This window comes from Zoogloea sp. (genome assembly GCF_023150065.1).
Classification (GTDB): domain Bacteria; phylum Pseudomonadota; class Gammaproteobacteria; order Burkholderiales; family Rhodocyclaceae; genus Zoogloea.
In genome coordinates, this window is sequence record NZ_JAKLLN010000004.1 from 133,663 (window position 1) to 156,800 (window position 23,138).

17 protein-coding genes are annotated in these 23,138 nt (G+C 67.3%); 10 read left to right on the forward strand and 7 right to left on the reverse strand.

The window, feature by feature from the left end; translation table 11 throughout:
• Positions 1-184: 184 nt before the first annotated feature.
• The 6 genes from L6Q67_RS07065 to L6Q67_RS07090 are packed head-to-tail and all read left to right on the forward strand — an operon-like array spanning position 185 to position 7,224.
• The gene (locus L6Q67_RS07065) at positions 185-1,852 is read left to right on the forward strand and encodes a hypothetical protein (protein WP_296567375.1); all 1,668 of its coding nucleotides are present in this window, start codon (positions 185-187) and stop codon (positions 1,850-1,852) included.
• Positions 1,853-1,871: 19 nt separating this feature from the next.
• Positions 1,872-2,987 (forward strand): DegT/DnrJ/EryC1/StrS aminotransferase family protein, encoded by a 1,116-nt coding sequence (locus L6Q67_RS07070; RefSeq protein ID WP_296567377.1) that lies wholly within the window; start codon positions 1,872-1,874, stop codon positions 2,985-2,987.
• Positions 2,987-3,952 (forward strand): glycosyltransferase family 2 protein, encoded by a 966-nt coding sequence (locus L6Q67_RS07075; protein WP_296567382.1) that lies wholly within the window; start codon positions 2,987-2,989, stop codon positions 3,950-3,952. Before L6Q67_RS07070 ends, L6Q67_RS07075 begins: the two co-directional genes overlap by 1 nt.
• Positions 3,942-4,901 carry a WxcM-like domain-containing protein gene (locus L6Q67_RS07080; protein ID WP_296567384.1) on the forward strand — a complete coding sequence of 320 codons (960 nt, stop codon included), beginning with the start codon at positions 3,942-3,944 and terminating at the stop codon, positions 4,899-4,901. The genes L6Q67_RS07075 and L6Q67_RS07080 overlap by 11 nt, the downstream gene beginning before the upstream one ends.
• 14 nt (positions 4,902-4,915) lie before the next feature.
• A complete protein-coding gene (locus L6Q67_RS07085) occupies positions 4,916-5,806 on the forward strand; it encodes a class I SAM-dependent methyltransferase (protein WP_296567387.1) in 891 nt (296 codons plus the stop codon).
• Between the two features lie 47 nt (positions 5,807-5,853).
• Positions 5,854-7,224, forward strand: a complete 1,371-nt coding sequence (locus L6Q67_RS07090) for a DUF6056 family protein (RefSeq protein WP_296567389.1) — start codon at positions 5,854-5,856, stop codon at positions 7,222-7,224.
• 9 nt (positions 7,225-7,233) lie between these two features.
• On the opposite strand, the gene L6Q67_RS07095 is transcribed toward L6Q67_RS07090, so the two are convergent.
• From L6Q67_RS07095 to L6Q67_RS07125, 7 genes are all read right to left on the reverse strand, one after another.
• A complete protein-coding gene (locus L6Q67_RS07095; RefSeq protein WP_296567391.1) occupies positions 7,234-8,121 on the reverse strand; it encodes a hypothetical protein in 888 nt (295 codons plus the stop codon).
• Positions 8,099-9,238 (reverse strand): acyltransferase, encoded by a 1,140-nt coding sequence (locus tag L6Q67_RS07100; protein ID WP_296567393.1) that lies wholly within the window; start codon positions 9,236-9,238, stop codon positions 8,099-8,101. The genes L6Q67_RS07095 and L6Q67_RS07100 overlap by 23 nt, the downstream gene beginning before the upstream one ends.
• A 37-nt stretch (positions 9,239-9,275) precedes the next feature.
• Positions 9,276-11,330: a hydrolase gene (locus L6Q67_RS07105; RefSeq protein ID WP_296567396.1), complete on the reverse strand. Its 2,055-nt coding sequence runs from the start codon at positions 11,328-11,330 to the stop codon at positions 9,276-9,278.
• A 12-nt stretch (positions 11,331-11,342) separates the two neighbouring features.
• Complete coding sequence (locus L6Q67_RS07110; RefSeq protein ID WP_296567398.1) at positions 11,343-12,557, reverse strand: glycosyltransferase family 4 protein; 1,215 nt, start codon at positions 12,555-12,557, stop codon at positions 11,343-11,345.
• A gap of 172 nt (positions 12,558-12,729) precedes the next feature.
• The gene (locus L6Q67_RS07115; RefSeq protein WP_296567400.1) at positions 12,730-13,872 is read right to left on the reverse strand and encodes a hypothetical protein; all 1,143 of its coding nucleotides are present in this window, start codon (positions 13,870-13,872) and stop codon (positions 12,730-12,732) included.
• Between the two features lie 28 nt (positions 13,873-13,900).
• Positions 13,901-15,247, reverse strand: a complete 1,347-nt coding sequence (locus L6Q67_RS07120) for a glycosyltransferase (protein ID WP_296567403.1) — start codon at positions 15,245-15,247, stop codon at positions 13,901-13,903.
• Positions 15,248-15,250: 3 nt separating this feature from the next.
• Positions 15,251-18,136, reverse strand: coding sequence for a glycosyltransferase (locus tag L6Q67_RS07125; RefSeq protein ID WP_296567406.1), 2,886 nt, complete (start codon positions 18,134-18,136; stop codon positions 15,251-15,253).
• Between the two features lie 266 nt (positions 18,137-18,402).
• Between L6Q67_RS07125 and L6Q67_RS07130 the strand changes: the two genes are divergently transcribed.
• Genes L6Q67_RS07130 through L6Q67_RS07145 form a run of 4 tightly spaced genes read left to right on the forward strand, consistent with a single transcriptional unit; the run spans position 18,403 to position 23,096 of the window.
• Complete coding sequence (locus L6Q67_RS07130) at positions 18,403-19,266, forward strand: DNA ligase (RefSeq protein ID WP_296567409.1); 864 nt, start codon at positions 18,403-18,405, stop codon at positions 19,264-19,266.
• Positions 19,263-20,222, forward strand: coding sequence for an NAD-dependent epimerase/dehydratase family protein (locus tag L6Q67_RS07135; protein WP_296567748.1), 960 nt, complete (start codon positions 19,263-19,265; stop codon positions 20,220-20,222). Before L6Q67_RS07130 ends, L6Q67_RS07135 begins: the two co-directional genes overlap by 4 nt.
• Entirely contained in the window at positions 20,215-21,222 is a 1,008-nt protein-coding gene (locus tag L6Q67_RS07140; protein ID WP_296567412.1) for a glycosyltransferase family 4 protein, read from the forward strand. The genes L6Q67_RS07135 and L6Q67_RS07140 overlap by 8 nt, the downstream gene beginning before the upstream one ends.
• Positions 21,219-23,096: a nucleoside-diphosphate sugar epimerase/dehydratase gene (locus tag L6Q67_RS07145; RefSeq protein ID WP_296567413.1), complete on the forward strand. Its 1,878-nt coding sequence runs from the start codon at positions 21,219-21,221 to the stop codon at positions 23,094-23,096. Before L6Q67_RS07140 ends, L6Q67_RS07145 begins: the two co-directional genes overlap by 4 nt.
• The last annotated feature ends 42 nt before the right edge of the window (positions 23,097-23,138 follow it).

Here is a 23,138-nt window from a genome sequence, read left to right on the forward strand (position 1 = left end):
GTGGCTCGCCTTACCGGCAGCCCTTAGTCTTTTGGGGGCCGTACGCTTTGGACGTCGGGCGGGGCTGGCTACATTGGCGGGTGGCTGGGCGCTCACGGCGCTGGCGCTCTTGGCTTTGCTGGCTGTCCTTGCCCTGTTGCGCGTACCGCTCTGGATAAGTACGGCGTTGATGGCCCTGGGGTGTGTGACGCTTGTTGCCGTCAGAACGGAGCGTCCGTCCAGTCAGGCTGAAAGCCATCCTGGCCTCTTTTTTCTGCTGCTGATTCTTGCCCTGCCGCCTCTTGCCCTGTGGGGTGAAAGTCTGTGGTCGGCGCCCGCCGGGCTTGCTTCAGGCGGCGCCCAGCGGATCTGGCAGGATTGGTACTTTCATGGCGTGCTGGTGGACATGCTGGCTGACAGTGTCCGCCATGCTCCCCATGATCTGCGGGGAGTCGGCCTGCCTCCCGCGCCTTATCACTACCTGAGCTATGGTCTCGTGGCATGGCTCGCTGCGGTGACGGATGGCCGGGGGCTGGATGGCGTGCTGCTGTTGTGGTGGCCGCTGGGCATGTTTCTTCTGCTGGCTGCGGCATCCGAGTGGGTGTGCCGCCTTAGGCCGGGGCAGCCCTGGCTGGCGGTGATCCTGCCTCTGACCCTGTTCTGGCCCGATGCATCGGGGCTTGGCTCGGGGCAGCACTTTCTGGGCTGGCACTGGCTGCAGATGATCTCGCCGGGGAGCCTGTATGGTGCGGCGGCGGCCCTGTTGCTGGCGAGCTGGTTGTCGGGCCGTTGTATGGCGTCCGATGCTGCCGCGCGTGTCCGGACGCTTCTTGTTCTCCTGCTGGCACTGGCGGCGGCCATGCTGTTCAAGGCGCAGATCGTCCTGCTGGCGGGGCCCTTGCTCATTTTCTGGTGGGCAGGCAATCAGCCCGCGCCCGCCCGCCAGCGTCTGGTTTGGCTAACGGTCTTCACCGTCATTGCCTTGTCGATCCTGTTGTGGCTGCCTTTGCCCGGCCTGCCGCTCATTCATCTGGGGGGCGGTGGCTGGCGCGAGTACTGGCCCGCCTTGCTGCATCTTCAAGATAGGGGCTGGCTGGAGACGCTGCAGGCAACCGCTTGGGCGCCAGTGGTCATTCTGGCCGGAACGCTGGGCGGCATGCTGGTCGGTGTGCTCGCCTGGCCCCGGGCGCCGCGGGCCGTGCGCTGGTGGATGCTGCTGGTGCTGGGAGGGTATCTGCTCTACGCCTTGGGCCTGGACCCCGACACACGGGGTGGGGCGGGGACGCCCGAAGAACTGCAGCACCGCCCGCTGGTGTGGGTGCTGCCCATGTGGTGGATGAGCACAGCCCCCTTCCTGCTGCCTGCAGGGGTGGGGCGGAGCGGGCGTTCGGGCGGAGTGCTGGCTGCCCTTGCCCTGGCTGTGGCCTGTATGGCGGGAATCATGCTGGGGCCGCAGGTGCAGCGTGGCCCCGAGAAGATCGACGGTCGGCCGGCAGTGCCCCAGGGGCTGGCCGAAGCGGCCGCCTTCATCCGACAGCATGCCCAGCCCGGGGACGTGTGCCAGGCCGCGGATGCGGACCCGCGTTTCCAGCTCCCGGCCCTTGCTGCATGTACGCCCTACTGGGTGGGCTTCAACCTGCACTCCCGCAGCTCGGCCGCCGTGCGTGGACGGGCTGACGAGTGGCTGCGCCTGCGCGCCCTGCCGCCGACCGAGCGCCTTGAGGCGCTCCGGAAGGCCGGTATTCGGTGGTACAGTGCGGGGCCCGTGCCGGCCGAGAACGCAGCCGCGTACCTGCCCGACGATCCCCGTTTGCCCCTTGCGCCGGCATTCCAGTCTGGCGATGCCTATGTCGTCTATCAACTCCTGCCCTGACGCCCTTCCCGTGATCCCCATGAATTGCCTGAGCGCTGTGCATGGGCGCTTTCAGGCCGATCTCAACGCTGCCGCCGCGCGCGTCATTGCCAGCGGCTGGAGCATTCTGGGCCCCGAGGTCGAGGCCTTCGAGCAGGCTTGGGCGGCCCGGGTGGGGACGGCCCACTGCATCGGGGTGGCCAGCGGCAGCGATGCGCTGCAACTGGCCCTGAGGGCGCTGGACATCGGCCCCGGTGATGAGGTGCTGACGGTGGCCAATGCAGGGGGCTACAGCACCCAGGCCATCCTGGCGGTGGGCGCCCGGCCCGTGTTTGTGGACATTGATGCAGACTCGCTGCTGATGAATGTCGGGGCCATCGGGGGGGCTGTCACGCCGCGCACCCGGGCCCTGATCGTGACCCATCTGTACGGCCGCATGGCGTCCATGCCGGCGGTGCTGGAGGCTTGCCGGGCGGCGGGCATTGCCGTGATCGAGGACGCGGCCCAGGCCCACGGTGCCAGCTGGGCGGGCCGGCAGGCCGGCGCCTGGGCTGATCTGGCCTGCTTCAGCTTTTACCCCACCAAGAACTTGGGGGCTCTGGGCGACGGCGGCGCGGTGTGCTGCGCCGATCCGGCCCTGGCGGCGCGTCTGCGTCAGCTGCGCCAGTATGGCTGGCAGCCCAAGTACCAGGTCCAGTTGCCGGGTGGCATGAACAGCCGGCTGGACGAGATCCAGGCCGCCTTTCTGAGGGTGCTGCTGCCGGCGCTGGATGCGTTCAACGCGGCCCGTCGACAGGTGGCTGCCTGCTACGAGGCGACCCTTGCGCTGCTTCCGGGGGGAGGGCTCCCCAGCCGCCCCCCCGAGGCACAGGATGTGGCGCATCTCTTCGTGCTCGGCCACCCGCACCGTGATGCCATCCGGGCGGCGCTGCTGGCCCGAGGCATTCAGACCGACATTCACTACCCCGTGCCAGACCACCTGCAGCCGGGCTTCATCGCCCGTGCCCGGGGGCTTGGTTTGCTGCCGCTCTCGCCGGCTGGCAGCCTGCCTGTGACCGAAGCCGTGGCAGGGAGAGTCTTCAGCCTGCCCTGCCATCCGGGGCTGGATGCCGGGCAGGTGGAGCGCATCTGCACGGCCCTTGCGGAGAGCTGGTGATGCAGACAGGGCAGCCGCGGTTTTCCCTGGTCATCCCGGTCTATCGCAACCAGGGCTCCTTGCCGGAATTGCTCCAGCAAGTCAGAAGCCTGGCCGCGCGCCTGCCAGGCGGGCTGGAGCTGGTGATGGTGGTGGATGCCAGCCCGGACGGTTCTTATGGCTACCTGCTGCAGCACCTGCCGACGCAGGTGTTTGCCAGTCAGCTCTTGCTGCTGGCCCGCAATTTCGGCTCCTTTGCCGCCATCCGTGAAGGCCTGCGCCACGCCCGGGGCGACTACATTGCCGTGATGGCGGCCGATCTGCAGGAGCCGATCGAGCTGATGGAGCGCTTCTTCCTGAGCCTGGCCGCGGACGAGGCCGATGTTGTCGTGGGCAGCCGCGAGGGGCGCGACGACCCGCTCCTGCAGCGCCTGCCAGCCCAGCTCTTCTGGTCGGCATACCGGCGCCTGATCAACCCCGACATCCCCCCCGGCGGGGTGGATGTGTTTGGCTGCACCCGGCGTTTTGCCGGCCATCTGGTGTCCCTGCCCGAAGCTCGCAGTTCGTTGGTGGGGCAGCTGTTCTGGCTGGGGCACCGGCGCAAGGTGCTGGGCTATAGCCGGCTGGCCCGGGTGCACGGCACCAGTGCCTGGAGTTTCCGGCGCAAGCTGGCCTACTTGTCCGACAGCCTGTTCGCCTTTTCGGATCTGCCTATCCGCATGCTCCTGGGGCTGGGGGCGGTGGGCCTTGCGCTGGCCCTTGTGCTCGGCCTGGCGGTAGCCCTGGCCAAGCTTTCCGGGCAGGTACCGGTGCCGGGCTACGCCGCCCTGATGGTGGCAATTACTTTCTTTGCCGGGCTCAACGCCCTGGGGCTGGGCCTGATCGGTTCCTACGCCTGGCGGGCCTACGAAAATACCAAGCAGCGGCCCCTGGCCCTGGTCATGACACGGCACGATTTTGATGCGGAGAAATCCCATGGTGGATGACGCCCTGCCCGAAGGTGTTTTTGTGCACGCCCACGCGCTGTGCGAGAGTCGGCAGATCGGTGAGGGGTCTCGCGTGTGGGCTTTTGCCCATATCCTGCCCGGCGCCCGCCTGGGCAAGGACTGCAATGTCTGTGATCACGTCTTCATCGAGAACGACGTGGTGATAGGAAATCGGGTCACCATCAAGTGTGGCGTGCAGTTGTGGGATGGCATCGAGGTGGCTGACGACGTCTTCATCGGCCCCAATGCCACCTTCTGCAACGACCGCATGCCCCGCAGCAAGTGCTATCCCGAGGTTTTCCTGAAGACCCGCATCGAAGCCAGGGCGTCGATCGGTGCCAACGCCACCGTGCTGCCCGGGCTCAGTATCGGACGGAATGCCATGGTGGGGGCCGGCGCGGTGGTGACCCGTTCAGTACCACCCAACGCCATCGTGGTGGGTAACCCTGCGCGCATCGTCGGCTACGTGGATACAGTGGATCAGGGCCCGGCCAGCGCGGCCGGCCAGGGCTCCATGGATGCGCCGATGCGTGCGGAGGGTGTCCAGCTCTTCCGTCTTCCCCTCATCAAGGACATGCGTGGCGACCTGACCGTGGGCGAGTTCGAGCGCTCGCTGCCTTTCGTGCCGCGCCGCTATTTCATGGTGATGAACGTGCCCAGCCAGGAGGTACGCGGCGAGCATGCGCACCGGGAGTGCGAACAGCTGTTGCTTTGTGTCCGTGGCCGCTGTCAGGTGATGACCGATGATGGTCGGGTGCGTCAGGAGTTCACCCTCGATGATCCGACCCTGGGGCTCTATCTGCCTCCCATGACCTGGGGCGTGCAGTACAAGTATTCGGCCGATGCCCTGCTACTGGTCTTTGCTTCCCATTATTACGACGCTGACGATTACATCCGCGACTATCAGGGCTTTCTCGATACGGTCGCGGGCGGGTCGCCCCCTCCCTGAACGGACCCTGAGTCATGACTTTGAGCTTTACCGGCGAGCGTTTCCTCCCCAGCTGCGAGGGGGAAATGATCTATGAACACTGGCACCGCTACCTGTTTGCCCGGCAGTACGTGGCCGGCAAGCGGGTGCTGGACGTTGCCAGCGGCGAGGGCTACGGCAGTGCCCTTATGGCGGGGGTGGCCGCCAGCGTCACCGGGGTGGATATCTCGGCCGAGGCGGTCGAGCATGCGGCGGCCCGGTATGGCAGCGCTCCCAACCTGCGCTACGTCTGTGCCAGTTGCGCCAGTATCCCCCTGCCCGATGCGAGCTTCGATGTGATCGTGTCCTTCGAAACCATCGAGCACATGACCGAGCACGATGCCTTCATGGCCGAAGTGGCGCGCCTGCTGGCACCAGGAGGGCTGTTCATCATCTCGTCGCCCAACCGGGTTGAGTATTCTGATCGCACCGGTTACCGCAACGAGTTCCACGTCAAGGAACTGGATGGTCCCGAGCTGCGCAGCCTGCTCGATCGCCACTTCCCCGAACAGCACTGGTTTGCCCAGCGTCCCTGCTTCCAGTCGATGCTATGGTCTCTGGAAGGCCCGGCCGTGACCAATCAGGTGCTGGCCGTCGATGGCGAGAGTGCCTATCCGGCTGAACTGTACTTTCTGGTGTGTTGCGCCCGGGACGCCAGCGTGCTGGATCAGATCCAGCCCAGCCTCAGCCTTGTGACAGACCGGCATCACTCGGTGTACGCAGAATGGAGCCGGACCTATGCGGAAAACCGGCAGCTGGGCGCGCGGGTGGGGGAGCTCGAGGCGGCACTGTCGAGGCACGAGGCTGAGCGTTTTGTTGCCTCCAGCCATCCGGCGGAGGGGAACCCCAGTCTTCTTGCCCGGATACGAAAGATCTTCGGTTTCTGATGATGTTTCCGAAGCAGGGGGCTGCGTCCCGTTGCCGGTTCGGAGGGATGTTCCGTCGATACGGGGTAGCGCTTGTTCTGGGGGCTGCTGTTCTTTGGATTGGCGGATACCTGGTGGCGCTTGGCTACCACACATGGCCGGTTGCGGATGACTACTGCAACATCGTGAGCGTGGACCGTCGAGGCGTGTTTGGTGCCCTCGCGGATTTATGGTTCCAGTGGAGCGGGCGTCTGGGCAGCAGTCTCGTGCTCTATGGTCTGTTTGGTCTTATTCCGTTTGGCTTGCTGCATTGGGCCAGCGCCCTGGCGGGTGCCAGTGTGCTGGTGTTGGCGGGCCTGATCCTGCGTCTGACAGGCCCTTGGGCACCACCGATGCGGTGGCCAGCCTTGCTGGTGATCCTTCAATTGCTGGTTTTCTGCGCGTTTGCTTTGTTAGGGCAAACCGTCTTCTGGGTTACCGGCTGGGTCGTGTATCACGTGGCACTGCTGTATTTCGTCGGCTGGTTGTGTTTCCTGTCCCGGGATATGAAGCAGGCAGGAAACCCCTCTGTTGCCGCGACGGCATTGCGTTTTGGTGCTGCGATCGTCGCCGGAAATTTGATGGAACTGCTCTGGATGCCGGCCATTGCCTGCCTGCTGTCGTTGTGGCGGCGGGCCGGGCCAGCAAGGCCGCTGGATGCGTCCCATCCATTGTTGCCTTCCATCCTCGGATGGGGCGTCGGGGCGTGCATCCTTGCTGCGGCACCAGGAAACTATGCACGGGCGGGAGCGACAGCAGGCTCCTTCAGCATCGATATGGCTGACAAGGTTCTGACCTACGGGGCAATGCTGCAGACCGCATTTCTGTCGGGGCATGGCTGGATGTTGTCCCTCATCCTTGTCCTTGCTTTGATCGCGCTCTGCGTACCGGGGGTGCCGGGGCGCGCGCAGTTCGTCACGCGGCGGGATGGGCCATCAGCGCGGGCTTTGCTTGTTGGTGGGCTTCTGAGTGTGGCTCCGATGCTGGCTGTTCCTGGACAAATCGCCCCTCGCAATGGCTATTTCCTGGTGGTGTTCGTTGTTGCCGCAGGTGTCGCCGCGTGGCGTGAAGTGCTTTCCGGAGCGCATAGCGCCAACAATGCGGGTCGGGTCCTGTTGATTGTTGCCGTACTCGGGACATGCCTGCTCACGCCCGTCCTGGGGCAGGCGCTGGACCGGCAGCGAGATGCATATGCAATGCTGGAGGCGCGTCACGAGCACATGTTGAGTGCCGCAGCGGGCGCCTCTGGCGTTGTCAGCGTCGCTCCAGTGGACTACCAGCGGATTCCCGGCACAGTGCATTTCATGGAGCTTGCCGTGACTCCGGAGGGGTATCCCAATACGTGTGTTGCAAGCGTGCTGGGGCTACCTGGGGTGGTGCTCAGCGCAGACTCGCACTAGCGGATCCGCTCAGGATTGGACGGAGAGCAGACTGGGGGCGCAAAGCCAGAGATGCCACGCCTCGGGTGCAACTGAAAGTGCATCGTCCAGCATGTCCGCCAACTCCGCGACCTGTTCGACAGGCGTGGTGCCCTTGAGAGGCTGAATTTTCAGGCGACGCTTCCCACTGTTCCAGTCTACGTCCATCACAAAACCTGCCACAGGCAGATGCCGACCCGCCGCGATACCAAGAAGTCCCGTGGGGAGTGTGGCGTCGCGATTCAGGAGTCGGACCGGCTGACGACCTTTTTCCGCTTGATGGGGGGGGACGTCGATCAAGCCGATCACCGTTTCTCCCCTGTCTGTGGCTCGTTGAATGCTCGCGATGCTTCCGCCCGTGTAGATGATGGGGGCGTTGCCTGCCCGTTCGACCGTCCACATCCGGAATCGCGCAAGCAGGTATCGCAATGGATGTTTGCCAAAGTCGGCCCGGGAAAAGCGCAGTGACAGAAATGAAGCCCGCTGCCCGGTACGGGCAAGGTGAGGGATGGACCACATCCCACCCCCGAAGTGAAATGTGATGCCGATGAAGGGTGTGTCAGGCCATTGACCCGAGACGGCCACATGGCGGTCCAGCCATGTCGTGCTGCGGGTGAGAGTCAAAAAGGCGTCGGCGCGATCGATGAGCAGGGTCAGCCGGAAGCGCCTGAGCCATTCGTCGTCCGGATAGGTTCCAAAAACCGCAAAGTAGCCGGCACTCGCCGACTGGCAGGCCTCATGGAGGAGTCGCCTGGAGCCCGCGATCCGGTAAAGGAGCCGATAGTACGCTGGCCACGGCAGCAGGCAGGCGGCTGCAGGAATCAGTGCGTGCTCGACAACGTCCCTGATCTGGGATTTAAGGATTTGCAGGGCGCTCACAATGATCTTCGGGCCCCCTGCGGCGTTTCAGGAATCTGGCTTCCACCAGACAGTAAGAAATACAGGCGCCCACGATGCAGGTGATCAAGGCGGCCAGGAAGAAACGGCGGCTGGACACCGGCAGGAAAGGCAGCCGCTGCAGCCAGTCCAGGATTGGAAAGTGCCAAAGATACAGGCTGTAGCTGATGGTGCCTAGAAAGACCGCCGGGGGGGATGCCAGGAGACGTGCGGAAAGCCCAGTCGGGTGTACGCTGAGTGCCAGGATCAGGCAGGCCATGGCCAAACCGACCAGGGTGCAGTGGTAGTAGAGCCATGGCTGACGAACTTCGGCAAAGACGTCACCCAGCGGGGCGACCCGAATCATGAGTGGGATGAGGATCAGAAGGCCGATCGGAGTGGCCAGCCGTGATAGGGCTTGCCCGCGTCCTGACAGCACTAGCCACGCGGCACCCATGCCGAAACTGAACTGATCCAGTCGGGCTGGCAGCTGGATGATCCACCTGTAATAGGGCAGCCCGTCAACTCCCCAGGTGTTGAGCGCCATCACGCACAGAATCCTGAATCCGACCGAAAACATGATCGCCGCGGGAACAATCCATGGCAGTCCGCGATGGCGGGAGAACCCGAGGGCCAGCAGAGGGAGCAGGATGTAGAAGTTCCACTCGACCGGCATGGACCAATAGACAGGATTGAGGGACGACGTGTTGTTGAAAAGATTGAAGGTCAGCGTCAGATGTGAAGCGATGTCCTGTGGCGGAATCTCCTTGCCCTGGTAGCCGGCGATGGCGAGCAGCACGGCCAGTTGCACGACGTAGGCGGGAAGAACCCGTCTGCAGCGATGTTCCCAGAAGAGTCCCAGATGAGGGGCGGGGGCAAGGCCCATCCTTGCCCGGATGAAGGGAGGGGCTAGAAGGTAGCCGGACAACACAAAAAACAGATCGACCCCGAAATAGCCGCAGGCAAGAAAAGGGGTCAGATCCAGCATTCCGAAGCCGACATGCGGCTGGCCCTGTGTCTGCCAGAGATGGAACAGTAGTACCCACACAGCAGCCAGACCCCGGGCACCGGTCAGTGAGGGAATCTGCTCCGGTGTGCTGTGAAGGGGGGTGCAGCTCATGCGTGGGTCGGAGAGTGGTGATCGACCGGGACAGGGATCATCGCTTCGCCTGCCGATGCTGCCACCTCACCCGCACATACTTGTAAACCTTCCCTGCCGATACCGCGGTGTGCAGCAGGGCCCGGTGCACCGGGTTCAGATCGGTGCGCTTCTTGAGGCTGGCGGCCCACTGGGACTGGCGGATGTACTGGATCAGGCTGTGGCGGTCGCGGCGGACGAAGGGGGAACGCAGGACCACGCCCATGGAGGGTACGGCGCTCTGGTCTACAAACTGGCCGACACCGAAGACTTCGTTGTGGCTGAGGGCGCTGTAGGCAGCGAGCATCTCCTCGGGGGTGCGGGTGACCAGGGCGTTCCAGATGGCCAGGGCCTGGGGGCGCAGTTCGGCGCTCGAGACGGCGTGGTTGTCCAGGTACTCGGACCAGGCCTGGGCGGCGTGGAGCACGCCGGCCTGGAAGTGGGACACGTAGTGGTGGAAGACGCTGTTTTCTTCCTCATCCACCAGGCGCCGGGCTTCGATGCGGCCGGAGGGCAGCGGGCGGTAGCCTTCCACGCTGCCGTGGGGGGAGTTGCTGAGCATTTCCAGCGGGGCCACGGCGTCCAGCAGGTTGCTGGCTTCGGGGGTGAGGTTGAGGTCGGGGCCGAAGGCGTACTTGCGGGCGTTGGCGGGCTGCTCGTTGAGCACCCGGGCGAGGCCCAGGTAGTGACCGAAGAAGGTCTTTTCGGGCAGGACGTGGGCCAGGTTGTCCTGGATGGTGCCGCGCCAGCCGATGTCCACGATGCCGATGCGGGTGTCGCTGGGGGCGAGGCCCTTCTGCTCGATGTAGGCGAGCAGGCTCTCCGCGTCGGCCATGGATTTGTCGCCCACCAGGCGCTGGAAGTCCGGGTCGGCAAACAGGGCCTGGATGCGGGCGTCCTGCCAGGGGTAGACCACCTCTTCGCCGACGGGCAGGCCATGGCGGCTGCACAGCCCTTCCAGCGCGGCCGGTTCGAGACCCAGGGAGCGGGCCAGGGCGAACATGGACTGGGTGCTGTAGAGGTTCCACATGCGCATCAGCTCGGCGGTGCTCACCTCGCGCAGGGAGGCGCAGAAGGTGGCCAGGCGGCTGACCTCCAGGGTGTCCCGGGGCGGCAGGGGCAAGCCGGCGATGCTGTCGTGGGGGAAGAGGCGGTTGAACACCTGGATGAAGAACTCGCCTTCCCGGGTGAAGAAGAACAGCCGGTCGAACTGGTGGATGACGGCTTGCTCTGCCACCGACAGGCAGAAGCCCACCCATAGGGGGGCGGCCTGGGTGCCCAGCTGGAAGGCCGCCCGGGCGTCGCCCTCGCGGCCTTCCAGGGCGGCATCGCGGTTTTCGCTGACGATGCGCTCCAGGTGGCCGAAGAGGCTGGCCCGGTCGGCAAACAGGCTCTCCCGCAGCTCCCGTTCGGCGTGGGCCTGCTCGGGCAGGTAGTGCACCGACCGGATGCCGATCGCGCCGGGAATGCTGACGTCCGAGTGGGCGTTGTCGCCGATGTGGACGTGATGCTCGGGGGCCAGCGCAAAGGCCTCATGGACGTGTCGGAAGAGCTGGCCGGAGCGCTTGTTGAGGCGGATGTCGCAGGAGCTGATGCCGTCGGCGGCGATGTCGTCGAGCCCGTGGTGCTGCAGGAGCTCGTTGAGCATGCCGGCGGGCATGTAGAAATCGGACAGGAACAGGGTGCGTTCGGCCGGGTACTGACCGATCACCTCCCGGCACTGGGGGTCGGGGAAGGTGTTGGCCTTTTCGATGGCCAGTTCGGCGGCGGCGAGCTCATCGGCGACTCGGGCGGCGTCGATGCCGGGGGCGCTGACGACCCGCTGCACCAGGTGCTCGAGGACGTGGTGCAGGCTGTACTCGTCATCGGTGCCCGCCTTGGCGGCGGCGCGGGCGAGCTCGCCTTCGATCTGGCAGCGCTCGCGGAAGATCGCCCAGTGATCGGCGAAGCCTTGGGTCAGGTGCGCGTTGAAGCGCAGCTGCAGGTGACGTGCGGCGGTGAGCTTGATGAAATCCGGGTGACATTTGCGCCGGAGCAGCGTGTCCCAGACATCGAGCGTCTTGAGCTTGTACATGCGGCGCAGGTCTCAGCGGTTCTCGAGCAGCCGGCGTGCCACCCGGGCGCCCCAGCCGACCACCCGGCGAAGGCGCGGCGGCAGGGAGTTGACGTAGGCGTTGGGCGGCGAGGACAGGCGCTTCTGGATGCTGTCCGGCAGGGTGCCCACGTAATGGCGGGAGGTCTCGGCCGGGGCGGTGTACAGGCGTTCGACACCGCTCAGGCCGGGCAGGTCGCCCTTGAGCACGCGCTCCACGGCATCCCGGAACTGGTCGGTCTCGACACGCAGGGGGCGGTCGGCCATGAAGCGGGTGCCGGCCTGGCTCATGGCCGCGCGGGTGGCGGGCTGGTCGAGCAGGCGCAGGATGCTCTCGGCGATGCACTCGGGGGTCTGGTTGGCCAGGGTGACGGCTTCGGGGGGGAAGTCGTAGAGGGTGTTCTCCCGCCACATTTCCACCACCGGAAGGCCGGCGGCCATCATCTCGAAGGGCACTCGCGACGGGTTGGAGCTGCTCAGGCACAGGCCTACCGCGCTGCGGTTGTAGAGGGCGTTGCAGTCCTGCAGGTTGAGCAGGCCCAGGTGTTCGTGTTCGAACCAGATGTGGCCCTTGTCCCGGGCGGGGGAGCCGTACAGGTAGATCTTCACCTGGGGCATGCGGTGCTTGACGATGCCCAGGGCTTCCAGGCCCAGCCGGCTGCAGCGGCGGGGTTTGTCGGGCTGGTGGATGAAGCACACCGCCAGCTCTTTCTGCACATCGGGCAGGGGGCGGTAGATGTCCAGGTTGGCGCCGAAGTCGAAGTGATAGGCCGGCACGCCGAAGCGTGCGCCCAGCTCGTGGCGCAGCCAGCGCCCGATGGTCACCGGGGTGAGGCCGTAGCGGTAGGAGTTCTCCGCCATCAGGAAGGCGTCGCCCATGGGGTTGAAGCAGGCTTCGTAGTCCTGGACGAAATACAGCTTGCGGCAGGCGAAGGGCAGGTCGCGGACGATGGCTGCGGAATACCAGATGGTGGCCACGGCGGCATCGGCCGGCTTGATGGCGTCCCAGCCGAAGCTGACGTGCTCGAAGGTGTAGCCGAAGATCTGCTCGATGAGCTGCCGGCCCTTGTCGGGGTCGGCGTGGGTGCCTTCGAGGTAAAGGTGGCAGTGGTGTCCGTGCCGCTCGAGGGCGAGGGCATGCTCGAGCATGGTGCGATGCCCGCCCGAGCCTTCGATGAGTCTCGGGATCAGCCAGGCGATGGTGGCCATGAGGGTGTGCGGTGTGTCGTTATGGTTTGAAACGACCGGGCCGGCAGGCGCATGGCGCACCGGCCCGGTGCGCGTGGGGCCGGATTATCGCACGGGGGCTGCCGATGATGGCGGCCCGCAGCCCTGTTGGCCCCGGATTGGGGCGGATTTGGTGTTTCCGGATGTGTGCAGCTCAGCGCCCGGTGGCGATGCGTTTGACCAGTCGGCGGTTGTAGAGCACGAGCCCTAGATTGAGGAGAGTGGCAAGGGCGACGAGCACGAGCAGGCTGCGGCTGGTCCCGTCCAGCTCGCCCGCGGCCTGGTTAACGAAGAGGTCGCCGTTCAGATAGATCCCACCGTCGTTGTCCACGGCCAGGATCTCCTTGCGGTTGTCGTGGCTCACCACACGCAGGCCGCCGGTGCCGGCGCGCAGGGTCAGCCAGCCGCGTTCGTCCTGGAAGTCCTCGCCCCAGCGTCGGCCGCCGTACATCTCGCCGCTGTTGCCGTCGTTGAGGATCAGGCCGGTACCCACCCCCGTCGAGCGGCCGCGCAGCAGGCCCTCGGTAAACAGGGCGCGGCGGAAGTCGAGACCGATACTGGCCTTGTCGAAATCGGCCACGATGAGCCGGCCGTATTCGGGCTGGATGGCGTTCTTGACGTAGACGATGCTCTCGAAGGCGCCGGCGGGCGCGCCGGTGTACTTGCGGTCGGAGTCTTCGCTGCGCACCTCCATGGCCATGGAGTTGGGATGCCCGAAGCCGACCACCTGCAGGCCGGTCTTGGACATGTTGGGATACACCCCGGGCTTGCTCTCGTTGAGCACATCGATCTCGAGTCCGATGAGCTGGTTGTCGCGTTCGGGGCCACACCCCTGCAGCTCGGGAGCGTACTGATTGAGGGGGCCGCCCTTGGCGTAGGTGCTGCAGCTGGAGCGCGCGCTCAGGAAGCCGCCCCAGGCCTTGGCACCGTCAGCCAGGGCGTGGGAGTCGCCCCAGATGGAGACGGCGTTGACGTTGGGCACCCGATTGACGGTGGAGACCAGCAGGTTCTGATAGTGGTTGTGGGCGTCGGCGTAGTTGTCGGCGGTCTCGTTTTCCTTGCCGTGGAGGGGGATGGGCTTGCCGTCGAAGGTGGTGAAGCGGCTCTCGGGGGTGATCACGTCCGCGAAGTAGATGTGCCCGCGGAGGGCGGTGCCGAGGCCGAAATACTGGTCGAGCATGCCCTTGGCGTGGGGGTGGTTGCCGCGGATGGTCTTGACGTCGGTGGTGTCACCGAAGGCGGCGGAGCCCGTCAGGGCCAGGCTGGCGGCCAGGGCAAGGCGAATGAGTGTGTGCATGAGCGTTCTCACAGGGTTGGGGCGTGCCTCAGCGGCTGCCGGGCAGGCGTCGGCGGATGGCGAGGCCGATCCGGATCCACCAGGTCTGGTACAGCGCCTGGAGTTCTGAGCGGGTGGCATCGAACTGTTGCTGGGCTGCGTCGCGTTGGGCGTTGAGCAGCCCGATCTGTTCGTTCCGTGCGTGGATCTCCCGCCCCATCTCTTCCATGGCGGTGAAGCGTTCTTCGAGCAGGCGCCCCTGGGCGGCGATGGCGTCGTCCCGGTGGGCGATCTCGGTGCTCATGTGGGCCATGGCCGCGGCACGCGCTTCGATGAGTTCGGCCTGAGCATTCAGCGCCGTGTCGCGTTCGGCGATGGTGGTGCTCATCTCCTCGATGGTGGCCCAGCGTTCGTCGATCAGACGCACCTGGGCGTCGAGAGCCGCTTGTTGATCGGAGAGCTGGCGGGCCGAGCGGAAGATCCTTTCGTCCAGGCCGGTGGCCCGGGCCAGGCGGGGAAGGAACCAGCCGTCGGGGCCGGGGCGGGTGAGCGCACGCAGGGCGGCCGGGTCGGGCAGGCGGCGGGCGGCGATGCCGAAGCACAGGGTGGCCAGGGGGGGGAGGCTGGGGTTGTGGAGCAGGGCGGTGCAGGTGCCTTCGGCGTCGAGACCGTCCAGGGTGCCGCCCAGGGCCAGAGTCTGGATGTAGGCGTTTTCGTGGATGTGCCGCCAGACGTCGTCCTCGGCCAGGGTGTTGCTGGGATGGACCCGGTAGCGGACGAGGGGCTCGGGCAGCCACAGGGGCGGTGTGTGGCTGCTGGCGCGCAGGGCCCATTCCCAGTCGTGGGTGTAGCGCAGGTCGGAGAACTCGCCCACCTGCCGGAGCAGCGCCCGCGGAAAGACGAAGTTGGAGGTGGTGATGGCCAGGTTGCTGGTGAGCAGCCAGCTGGCGGGTGGCTGGGCTGCGCACAGGGTGCTGGCGGCGGCGTAGTCCCGGGCCCGTTCATGGTCGGGGGCCGGCTGGCCATGGCTGTCGATGAAGTCGACGCCGCTGAAGGCCAGGCCCAGGTCGGTGCCCAGGGCGGCCACCATGCGGGCCAGGCGTTCGGGATGGAAGGCGTCGTCGGAGTTGAGGATGGCCAGGTAGTCGCCGCGGGCCAGGGCCAGGCCTTCGTTGAGGGTGGCGTGGGCGCCCTGGTTGGTGCTGTGGCGGAGGGCCCGCAGGCGTGGGTCGCGGATGCCCTGGATGATGTCCCAGGTGCCGTCCCGGGAGGCGTCGTCGATGACGATCAGCTCCAGGTCGGCGAGGGTCTGACCCAGGACGCTGGTCAGGGCTTCGGCGATGTAGGCCTCGTGGTTGAAGGCCGGCACGACCACGCTGATCTTGGGGGTGGGCATGGCTTAGTCCTCGGGGAGACCGTCGAGCCAGGCCCCGAGGGCCCGGACGGCATCGTCGGGGGTGAGGGGCGGCGTGAGGGTGAGCAGGCCGGCCTCTTCGGCGTCCGGGCCATGGCTGTGGAGGCTGCCGGTGTCGACGGCGAGGAAGGCATCGGCAGCAAGCAGAAAGGCATCCCTGTCGTGGGTTGATTCGGCCAGGAAGAGCTGGCGGGTGGCGATGAGGGCGGCCAGCTCGTCACGGCAGCCCTGCCAGCAGGTGGCTTCGGGGGTGACGCCGATGAGTACGGCGCTGAGATCGTTGCGAGAAGCGGTGAGGGGCCTGACCAAGGACAGGTAGTGGCGGGCGGCTTCCGGATCGGTGGGGGCGCCGATGCTGAGGAGGATGCGCCCCCGGTCGGGGATGCCGAACCAGTGCCGGACCCGCTCGCGCACCTCTCGTCGGGCGCCGGCGTCGAGCAGGGGCAGGGGGCGGCGGGGCGGCGGGCTGGCTGGCACGCTGGCGGCGGGGGGCGGTGTGGTGGGCAGGTCGTTGCCCCCCAGGCGGCGCGCGGTGCGGCCCAGCACCCTCAGGGGGGCGGAGAGGCGCCAGGAGTGGGATGCATGCATGTCGCGCAGCCGGCTGTCCAGGTGCTGCACCTGGTTGTCGAGCTGGGCGATGCGGGTGTCCCGGTCGCTGAGGGCAGTCTGGTGTTGGCGCAGGGCTTCGTTGAGCGCCGCGTTGTCCTGGGCGTGCTGTTGGCGCTCCCGGGCGATCTGATGCAGGGCGTCAAGGCGCCGGGCGGCGCGCTGCTCGGCCGAGCCGGAGGCGGGAGCCGGGAGGAGGGCGTTGTAGTCGGCCACCATGTCGGCCAGGTTGCGCCCGGGATGGGTGGCGAGATGCTGGCGCAGGCTGGCAAGGAGGTTGTCGCTGGCCAGGGCGCTGCGCACGCAGCGGATCAGGGAGGGGGCGTCCGGGGTGAAGAGCAGGCCATTGACGCCGTCCTCGATGCGTTCGGCGAAGGCGCCGATGGCGGTGGCGGCCACCGGGATGCCGAGGGCGCTCATTTCGCTCAGGGTGTAGCTGAAGGACTCGGGCAGGGTGGAGACGAGGAGGGCGAGGTCGGGGGCAAAGTCGCCCAGCAGGCGGGGCAGGTCGGCGTGGTCGTAGTGTTCGATGACCTGAATGCCGGCCATGTCACGGAAGGGGCGGCCAAAGTCACCGCTGCCCAGCAGCAGGATGTCTGCGTCCTGGCTCAGCTCGGTCAGGCAGGCACGGATCAGGTCGAGGCCCTTGTGGGGGGCGAGGCGGCCGGGGATGACGAGGCGTGGACGGCGCGGGCCCCGGGGAGGTGCCGGCAGAGGCTCGGGCAGCGGGATGCCATGGCCGATGCAGGTCCAGGGCAGGCTGGCCAGGTCGGGTTGCAGCGTGGCCCAGCGCTGATGGATGCTCCGGGTGGGAGCGACGACCTGAACGGATGGCTGGCGGATGGCGTCGGCGTAGGCCGTGCGCAGGGCGTGCCAGTCGGCCTCCACGGTGTTGTGCCAGAAGACGTTGAGTGGATTGTGGCGCTGGCAGTCGCCAAGGCGTGTGCCGGGGCATTCGGTGCACGCGCCGTCGTAGCAGGCGAAGAGGGCCGGGCAGAACGGGAAGAGGTCGTGGAGCACGACGACGGTGGGTCGCCCGCTGCGCAGGGCTTCCAGGCTGTGACCGATGAGGGACGAGACGACCAGGCTGCCGACCTCGAAGTCCTGCAGCACCGCCTCCATGATCGCTGCGTATTCGGGGTGGGAGGGGCTGCTGGCGCGGATGGGCAGGTCCAGATCCCAGGCCTGGAGGGGGAGTCCCCCGACGGCCGGCTCGACAAGCTCCAGGCGAAAGCCTGCCGCATTGCGATGACTGCGGGAGCGCAGCAGGAGGTTGCGGCGGTGGGTGTCGCTACTGCAGTAGTCGGTGATCCAGCGGTCGGTGCCCCCGCCCCAGCTGTGACTGACATGCAGCTGCACCGGGCGGGGGGCCGGCGCCCGATGACGTGGGCTGGCACTGCCGCGCTCGTCGCGCACGGCGGCTTCCTCGGCACCGCCCTGGGCGCAGCGGGCCCGGTCGATGGCCCGGCGCAGCCCGGCTGCGGGGTCACGGGCAATGAAGTCACGGACGACGTCGAGGTAGTCGGGGTGGGCCTCCAGCAGGCGCTTCATGGCGTTTTCCTGGAGGGCTGCCCGCTCGGCGGAGAAGCTCACGCCACCCTCGTGAAACACAAGGATGTCTGCGGCCAGCAGGTTGGTCCAGCCCAGGGCGGCGGCGCGGCGGCAGAAGTCGTTCTCTTCACCGTAGCCGCGGCCGAAGCGTTCGGCGTCGAAGAGGCCGACTTCATCCAGGCAGCTGCGCCGGATGTACATGCAGAAGCCCACGCCGGTGGGGATCTCCACCACCTGCCCCGCCAGGGTGGAGGCGATCAGGCGGTCCAGGCCGGCGAGGCCGAGGCTGCCGGGTACGCCGCCGGTCCAGCCTTCGAAGGGGTAGGAGCAGATGGTGGCGTTGTTGGAGAAGGGGGTCAGGGTGCCCGCTCTGGGGTTGCGCGCGGCGCAGGCGGCGAGGCGGTCCAGCCAGTCGTTGGCGACCTCGGTGTCACTGTTGAGCAGGATCACGTCCCGCTCGGGATGCAGGGCCATGCCGCGATTCACCGTGCGCACGAAGCCCAGGTTGGTGTCGTTCTCCAGCAGGGTGAGCTTGCCTTCGGCGGCCAGCTCGCGTAGCCAGGCCGTCAGGGCAGCTTCGGGGCCGGCATCGTTGATGGCGATCAGCTCGAAGGCGCTTTGCTGGGGGGCACGCAGCACGCTTTCGATGCAACGTTGCGTTTCTGCCAGGCCCCGATATACGGGGACGATGACGTCGATGGGAGGGGTGTTCACCGGGTTCCAGGCCAATCGTCGGAGGGGGCTTGCGGGCGGCCCTGAAAGCTCGACTTACACTCTTTCAGGACCCGTATCAGGGCCGGGATTTTATCATTGCAGGGCCGTGACGGCCGTCCTTTCCGGAAGGCCGGCGCGGGGTGGTGCATGTGCTTCACGTTGATATGGTGCATCATGGCGAGCCCTGTAAATCCGGGGCGGCGGGCCTGTTGCGGGGCTGCCCGGCAGAAATCGAATAGTCTTTTGGCATGGGGTTGGTGGTGGGGATGAATATCTTGTTCGGGTGGCGCGGCTGGTGCCGGGGAGCCTGCGTGCTGGCCCTGCTCGGGGGCATGCCCCCGGTGCTGGCGGCCGAGGCTGCGCCGCCCCTACTGCTGGCCGAGGTGCTGCGCGGTGAGGTGGAGGTCGGCCGTTACTGGGTCAGCGAAAAGCTCGATGGTGCCCGGGCGGTGTGGGATGGCCGCAGCCTGCGTTTCCGCAGCGGGCGTCCGGTGCATGCGCCGGCGTGGTTCATTGCCGGCCTGCCGCCGGAGCCCCTGGACGGGGAACTGTGGATTGCCCGCGGGCGTTTCGAGGCGCTGTCGGGCATCGTGCGTCGCCAGGTGCCCCGCGATGCCGACTGGCGGCAGGTCAAGTTCATGGTGTTCGAGCAGCCCGACGGGGCGGGCTCCTTTACCGAGCGTATCGAACGCCTGCGCGACATCGTCGCCCGGGCGGGCGTGCCCTGGCTGCAGCTGGTGGAGCAGTTTCGCGTGGCCGACCGTCAGGCCCTGCAGGCACGGCTCGACGAGGTGGTGGCGGGCGGTGGCGAAGGCCTCATGCTGCACCGGGACGACGCGCCCTATCTGACCGGCCGCAGTGATGCGCTGCTCAAGCTCAAGCCTCTGTTCGATGCCGAGGCCCGGGTGGTCGGGCATCTGCCCGGCAAGGGGCGCCTGAGCGGCATGCTGGGGGCGCTGCAGGTGGAGACGCCCGCCGGCCTGCGCTTTGAGCTGGGCACCGGCCTGAGCGATGCGGAGCGGCGCAATCCGCCGCCGCTGGGCACCCTCGTTACCTACCAGTACCGGGCCCTGAGCCAGGATGGGGTGCCACGCTTCGCCAGCTATCTGCGCCGCCGGGAGGCCTTCTGAGCGACCATCGGGTTCTCGTTGCCGGCGGGCGGGGCTTCATCGGCCGGCGGCTGGTCATGGCCCTGCGCGCCGATGGGGTCTCTTCCCGGGTGCTCACCCGCGGCCAGCCGGGGGCGGATGAAGTGCAAGGAGACCTGTCGGACCCGGCTGCCCTCGATCTGGCCTGTTCCGGCATCGATACGGTGTTTCACTGTGCCGGCCATGCGCATGCCTTCGGCGCCCTGGGGGCAGAGGAGGAGGCGCGGCACTGGCAGGTCAATTTTGAAGGCAGCCGGGCGCTGGCCGAGGCCGCAGGCCGGGCCGGGGTGGCCAGCTTTGTCTTTCTTTCCAGCGTCAAGGCGGTGGGTGAGCCTGGTGAGGACTGTGCCGACGAGGATTGGCTGGTGCAGCCCGATTCGGCCTATGGTCGTGCCAAGCGGGCCGCCGAGGCGGCCGTGCTGGCGGCGGGCGAACGTTACGGCATGCGGGTGACGGTGCTGCGCCCGGCGATGGTCTTTGGCGCGGGGGGGAGGGGCAACCTGGAGCGCATGGCCAGCCTGGTCCGGCGCGGGCTATTCCCCCCCCTGCCGGAAACGGGCAACCGCCGTTCTCTCGTCCATGTCAGCGATCTGGTGGCGGCCATGCGCCTGGTGGCGGCAGACGCCCGGGCAGCGGGCCGCATCTACATCGTGGCGCATCCGGTGACACCGTCAGGCCGCGGGCTTTACGACGCCTTGCGGCACAGCCTGGGCATGGCGCCGGTTGGCTGGAGCGTGCCCCGGGCGGTGCTGCAGGGGCTGGCCCGCTGCGGCGACGCCGTGGAGGCCCTGACCCGCCGGCGCGTGCCCCTGGACAGCGAGGCGCTGGCCCGCCTGTTGGGGTCGGCCTGCTATTCGCCGGCGCGTATCGAGGCCGAACTGGGCTGGCGGGCAGGCATGGGGCTGGAGGCCGGGCTGCGGGAGATGCTGCATGGCTGAGCTGCTGGCCTTGCTGGCGCCGGTGCTGGCCTTCGGGGTGGCCTGGGGGGTGACCCGCGCCTGTTGCCGGCCGGGGGCCTGGCTGTACTTCCTGGATCAGCCCAACGAGCGTTCCCTGCATGTCACCCCGACACCGCGTACGGGCGGGGTCGGGGTGATGGCCGGGCTGCTGGCCGGCGGGGCTCTGGTTGCCCTCGCCGGGCTGGGGAGCGTGCCCCTGGGGGCGGCCCTGGCTGGCGCTGGCGGGCTGGCCCTGGTGGGGTTGGCGGATGACCGGTTCACGCTGTCGGCAAAGCTGCGCTTGCTGGCTCAGTTGATGGTGGCCGGGGCCTATCTGGCCCTGCTGGGCCCTGCCGCGGGGTGGCTGGAGCTGTTGGCCCTGGGCCTTGGTCTGGTCTGGATGGGCAATCTCTACAATTTCATGGACGGGTCGGATGGTCTGGCCGGGGGCATGGCCTTGGTTGGTTTCTCGGCTTTCGCGGTGGCGGCGGCGCTGGCTGGGCAGGCGGGGCTGGCCCTGGTGTGCGCGGGCGTGGCGGCGGCGGCGGCCGGCTTCCTGGTCTTCAACTTCCACCCGGCGCGAATCTTCATGGGCGATGTCGGGTCGGTGCCCCTCGGCTTCCTGGCCGGGGCCCTCGGGCTGGCTGGCCGGGAGGGGGGAGCCTGGCCCCTGTGGTTTCCGCTGCTGGTGTTTGCGCCCTTCATCCTGGACGCCACTGTCACCCTGCTGCGCCGCACCTTGCGTGGTGAGCGGATCTGGCAGGCCCACCGTACCCACTACTATCAGCGCCTGGTGCAGATGGGGGCCGGGCACCGCCGGACGGCCCTGCTGGCCTATGTCTTGATGGCCGTGGCCGGTGCCGCGGCAGTGCTGGCCCTGCCCCTGGGGTTTTCGCTGCAGTGCGTCATCATTACAATGTGCGTATTCCTTCACCTGGTCCTCGGCTTCCGGATCGACCGCGCCTGGCGGCGTCATCAAACCGGAGCCCCAACGCCTTGATCAACAAGAACTATTACTCCTTTCTGGTGTTCCTGTCGGATCTGGTCGGGGTCGGGCTGGCGTGGTGGCTGGCTTACTTGGTGCGCTTCAATTTCGATGTGCAGGCCGAGTTCATGCCGGCCTGTCTGGTGGGGCTGGTGGTGGCCGTGATTGTGCAGGGCGGCATCCTGCGTGCCTTCGGCTTGTATCGGGGGGTGTGGGTCTTCGCCAGCCTGCCGGATCTGCTGCGCATCACCCGGGCGGTGGCGGTGGCCGCGGTGGTGACGCCCCTGGTAGTGGTGGTGGCGGTGCGCTACAACCCGGGCGTACCGCGCCTGGTGCTGCTGCTGCAACCCGTGCTGCTGGCCATCTACGCCGGCGGCACCCGGGCCCTCTACCGCACCTGGAAGGAGTTCCACCTGTATGGCGCCCTGCGTGCCCTGGGGCAGCCGGTGATCGTGCTGGGGGGCGGAGAGGCGGCCGTCAGCCTGGTGCGCGAGCTGTCCCGCTCCGCCGAGTGGCGGGTAGTGGGGCTGCTTGATGACAGCAGCGCCCGTCAGGGGCGCGAGGTGTATGGCTGCAAGGTGATCGGCCGGATTGCCGACCTCGAGCGTCTGGCCCAGGAGCTCAAGGTCCGCCACGCCATCATCGCCATGCCGGGCGAGCGTCATCAGGTGCGCCGATCTGTGGCCAGCGCCTGCGTGCGTGCCGGCGTGAAGGCCATGATCGTGCCGGCCCTGGATGACGTGATGACCGGGCGGGTGAAGTTCAGCGAAGTCCGCCGGGTGGACGTGGAAGACTTGCTGGGGCGTGACCCGGTGCGCATCGATGATGTCGAGGTACGTGAGTACCTGCGCGGCAAGGCGGTCATGGTGACCGGCGCCGGGGGCTCCATCGGCTCCGAGCTGTGTCGCCAGATCGCCCGCTTCGAGCCGTCGGTGCTGGTTTGCTTCGATGTCAGCGAGTTCGGTCTGTACCGCCTGACCGAAGAGTTCGCCCTGCATTTTCAGAACGTCCAGCTGGTGGCCCTGGCCGGTGATGTGAAGGACGCGATCCGCGTCGATGAAGTCATCGCCCGCTACCGCCCCCACGTGATCTTCCATGCGGCGGCCTACAAGCACGTGCCCCTGATGGAGGACGACAATGCCTGGCAGGCCGTGCGCAACAACGTGCTGGGCACCTGGCAGGTGGCGCGCAGCGCGGTGTCCGCGAGCGTGCCGCGCTTCGTGCTGGTGTCCACCGACAAGGCGGTCAACCCCACCAACGTGATGGGGGCCACCAAGCGTCTGGCCGAGCGGGTCTGCCAGGCCCTGGCGAGCCGCGGCAAGACCCAGTTCGAGATCGTCCGCTTCGGAAATGTGCTGGGCAGCGCCGGCAGCGTGATCCCCAAGTTCCAGGAGCAGATCGCCGTCGGCGGGCCGGTCACGGTGACCCATCCGGAGATCACCCGTTTCTTCATGTCCATCCCCGAGGCCGCCCAGCTGGTGCTGCAGGCGGGCTCCATGGGGCAGGGCGGCGAGATCTTCGTGATGGACATGGGCGAGCCGGTGCGCATTGCCGAGCTGGCCCGGGACATGATCCGCCTCTCCGGCCGTTCGGAAGAAGAGGTGCGTGTCGTATTCACCGGCCTGCGCCCGGGAGAGAAACTCTACGAGGAAGTGCTGGCGGACAGCGAGCACACCCGCGCCACCCATCATCCCAAGTTGCGTATCGCCCGTGCCCAGCCCGTCGAGGACGGCTGGCTGGATGCCCTGCTGCTGTGGTTGCGCCAGCGCCGGGCTGTCGGTGCCTCCGAGGTGCGTGGCGAGCTGCGTCGCTGGGTGCCGGAATACGCGCCCTCCCACCCCTCCGCCCCATCCCTGCTGGTGGTGGAAAAGAACGCACATCGAGCCTGACATGATCCACCTCCAAGCCCACATCGTTTGCCGCCCGGCGCG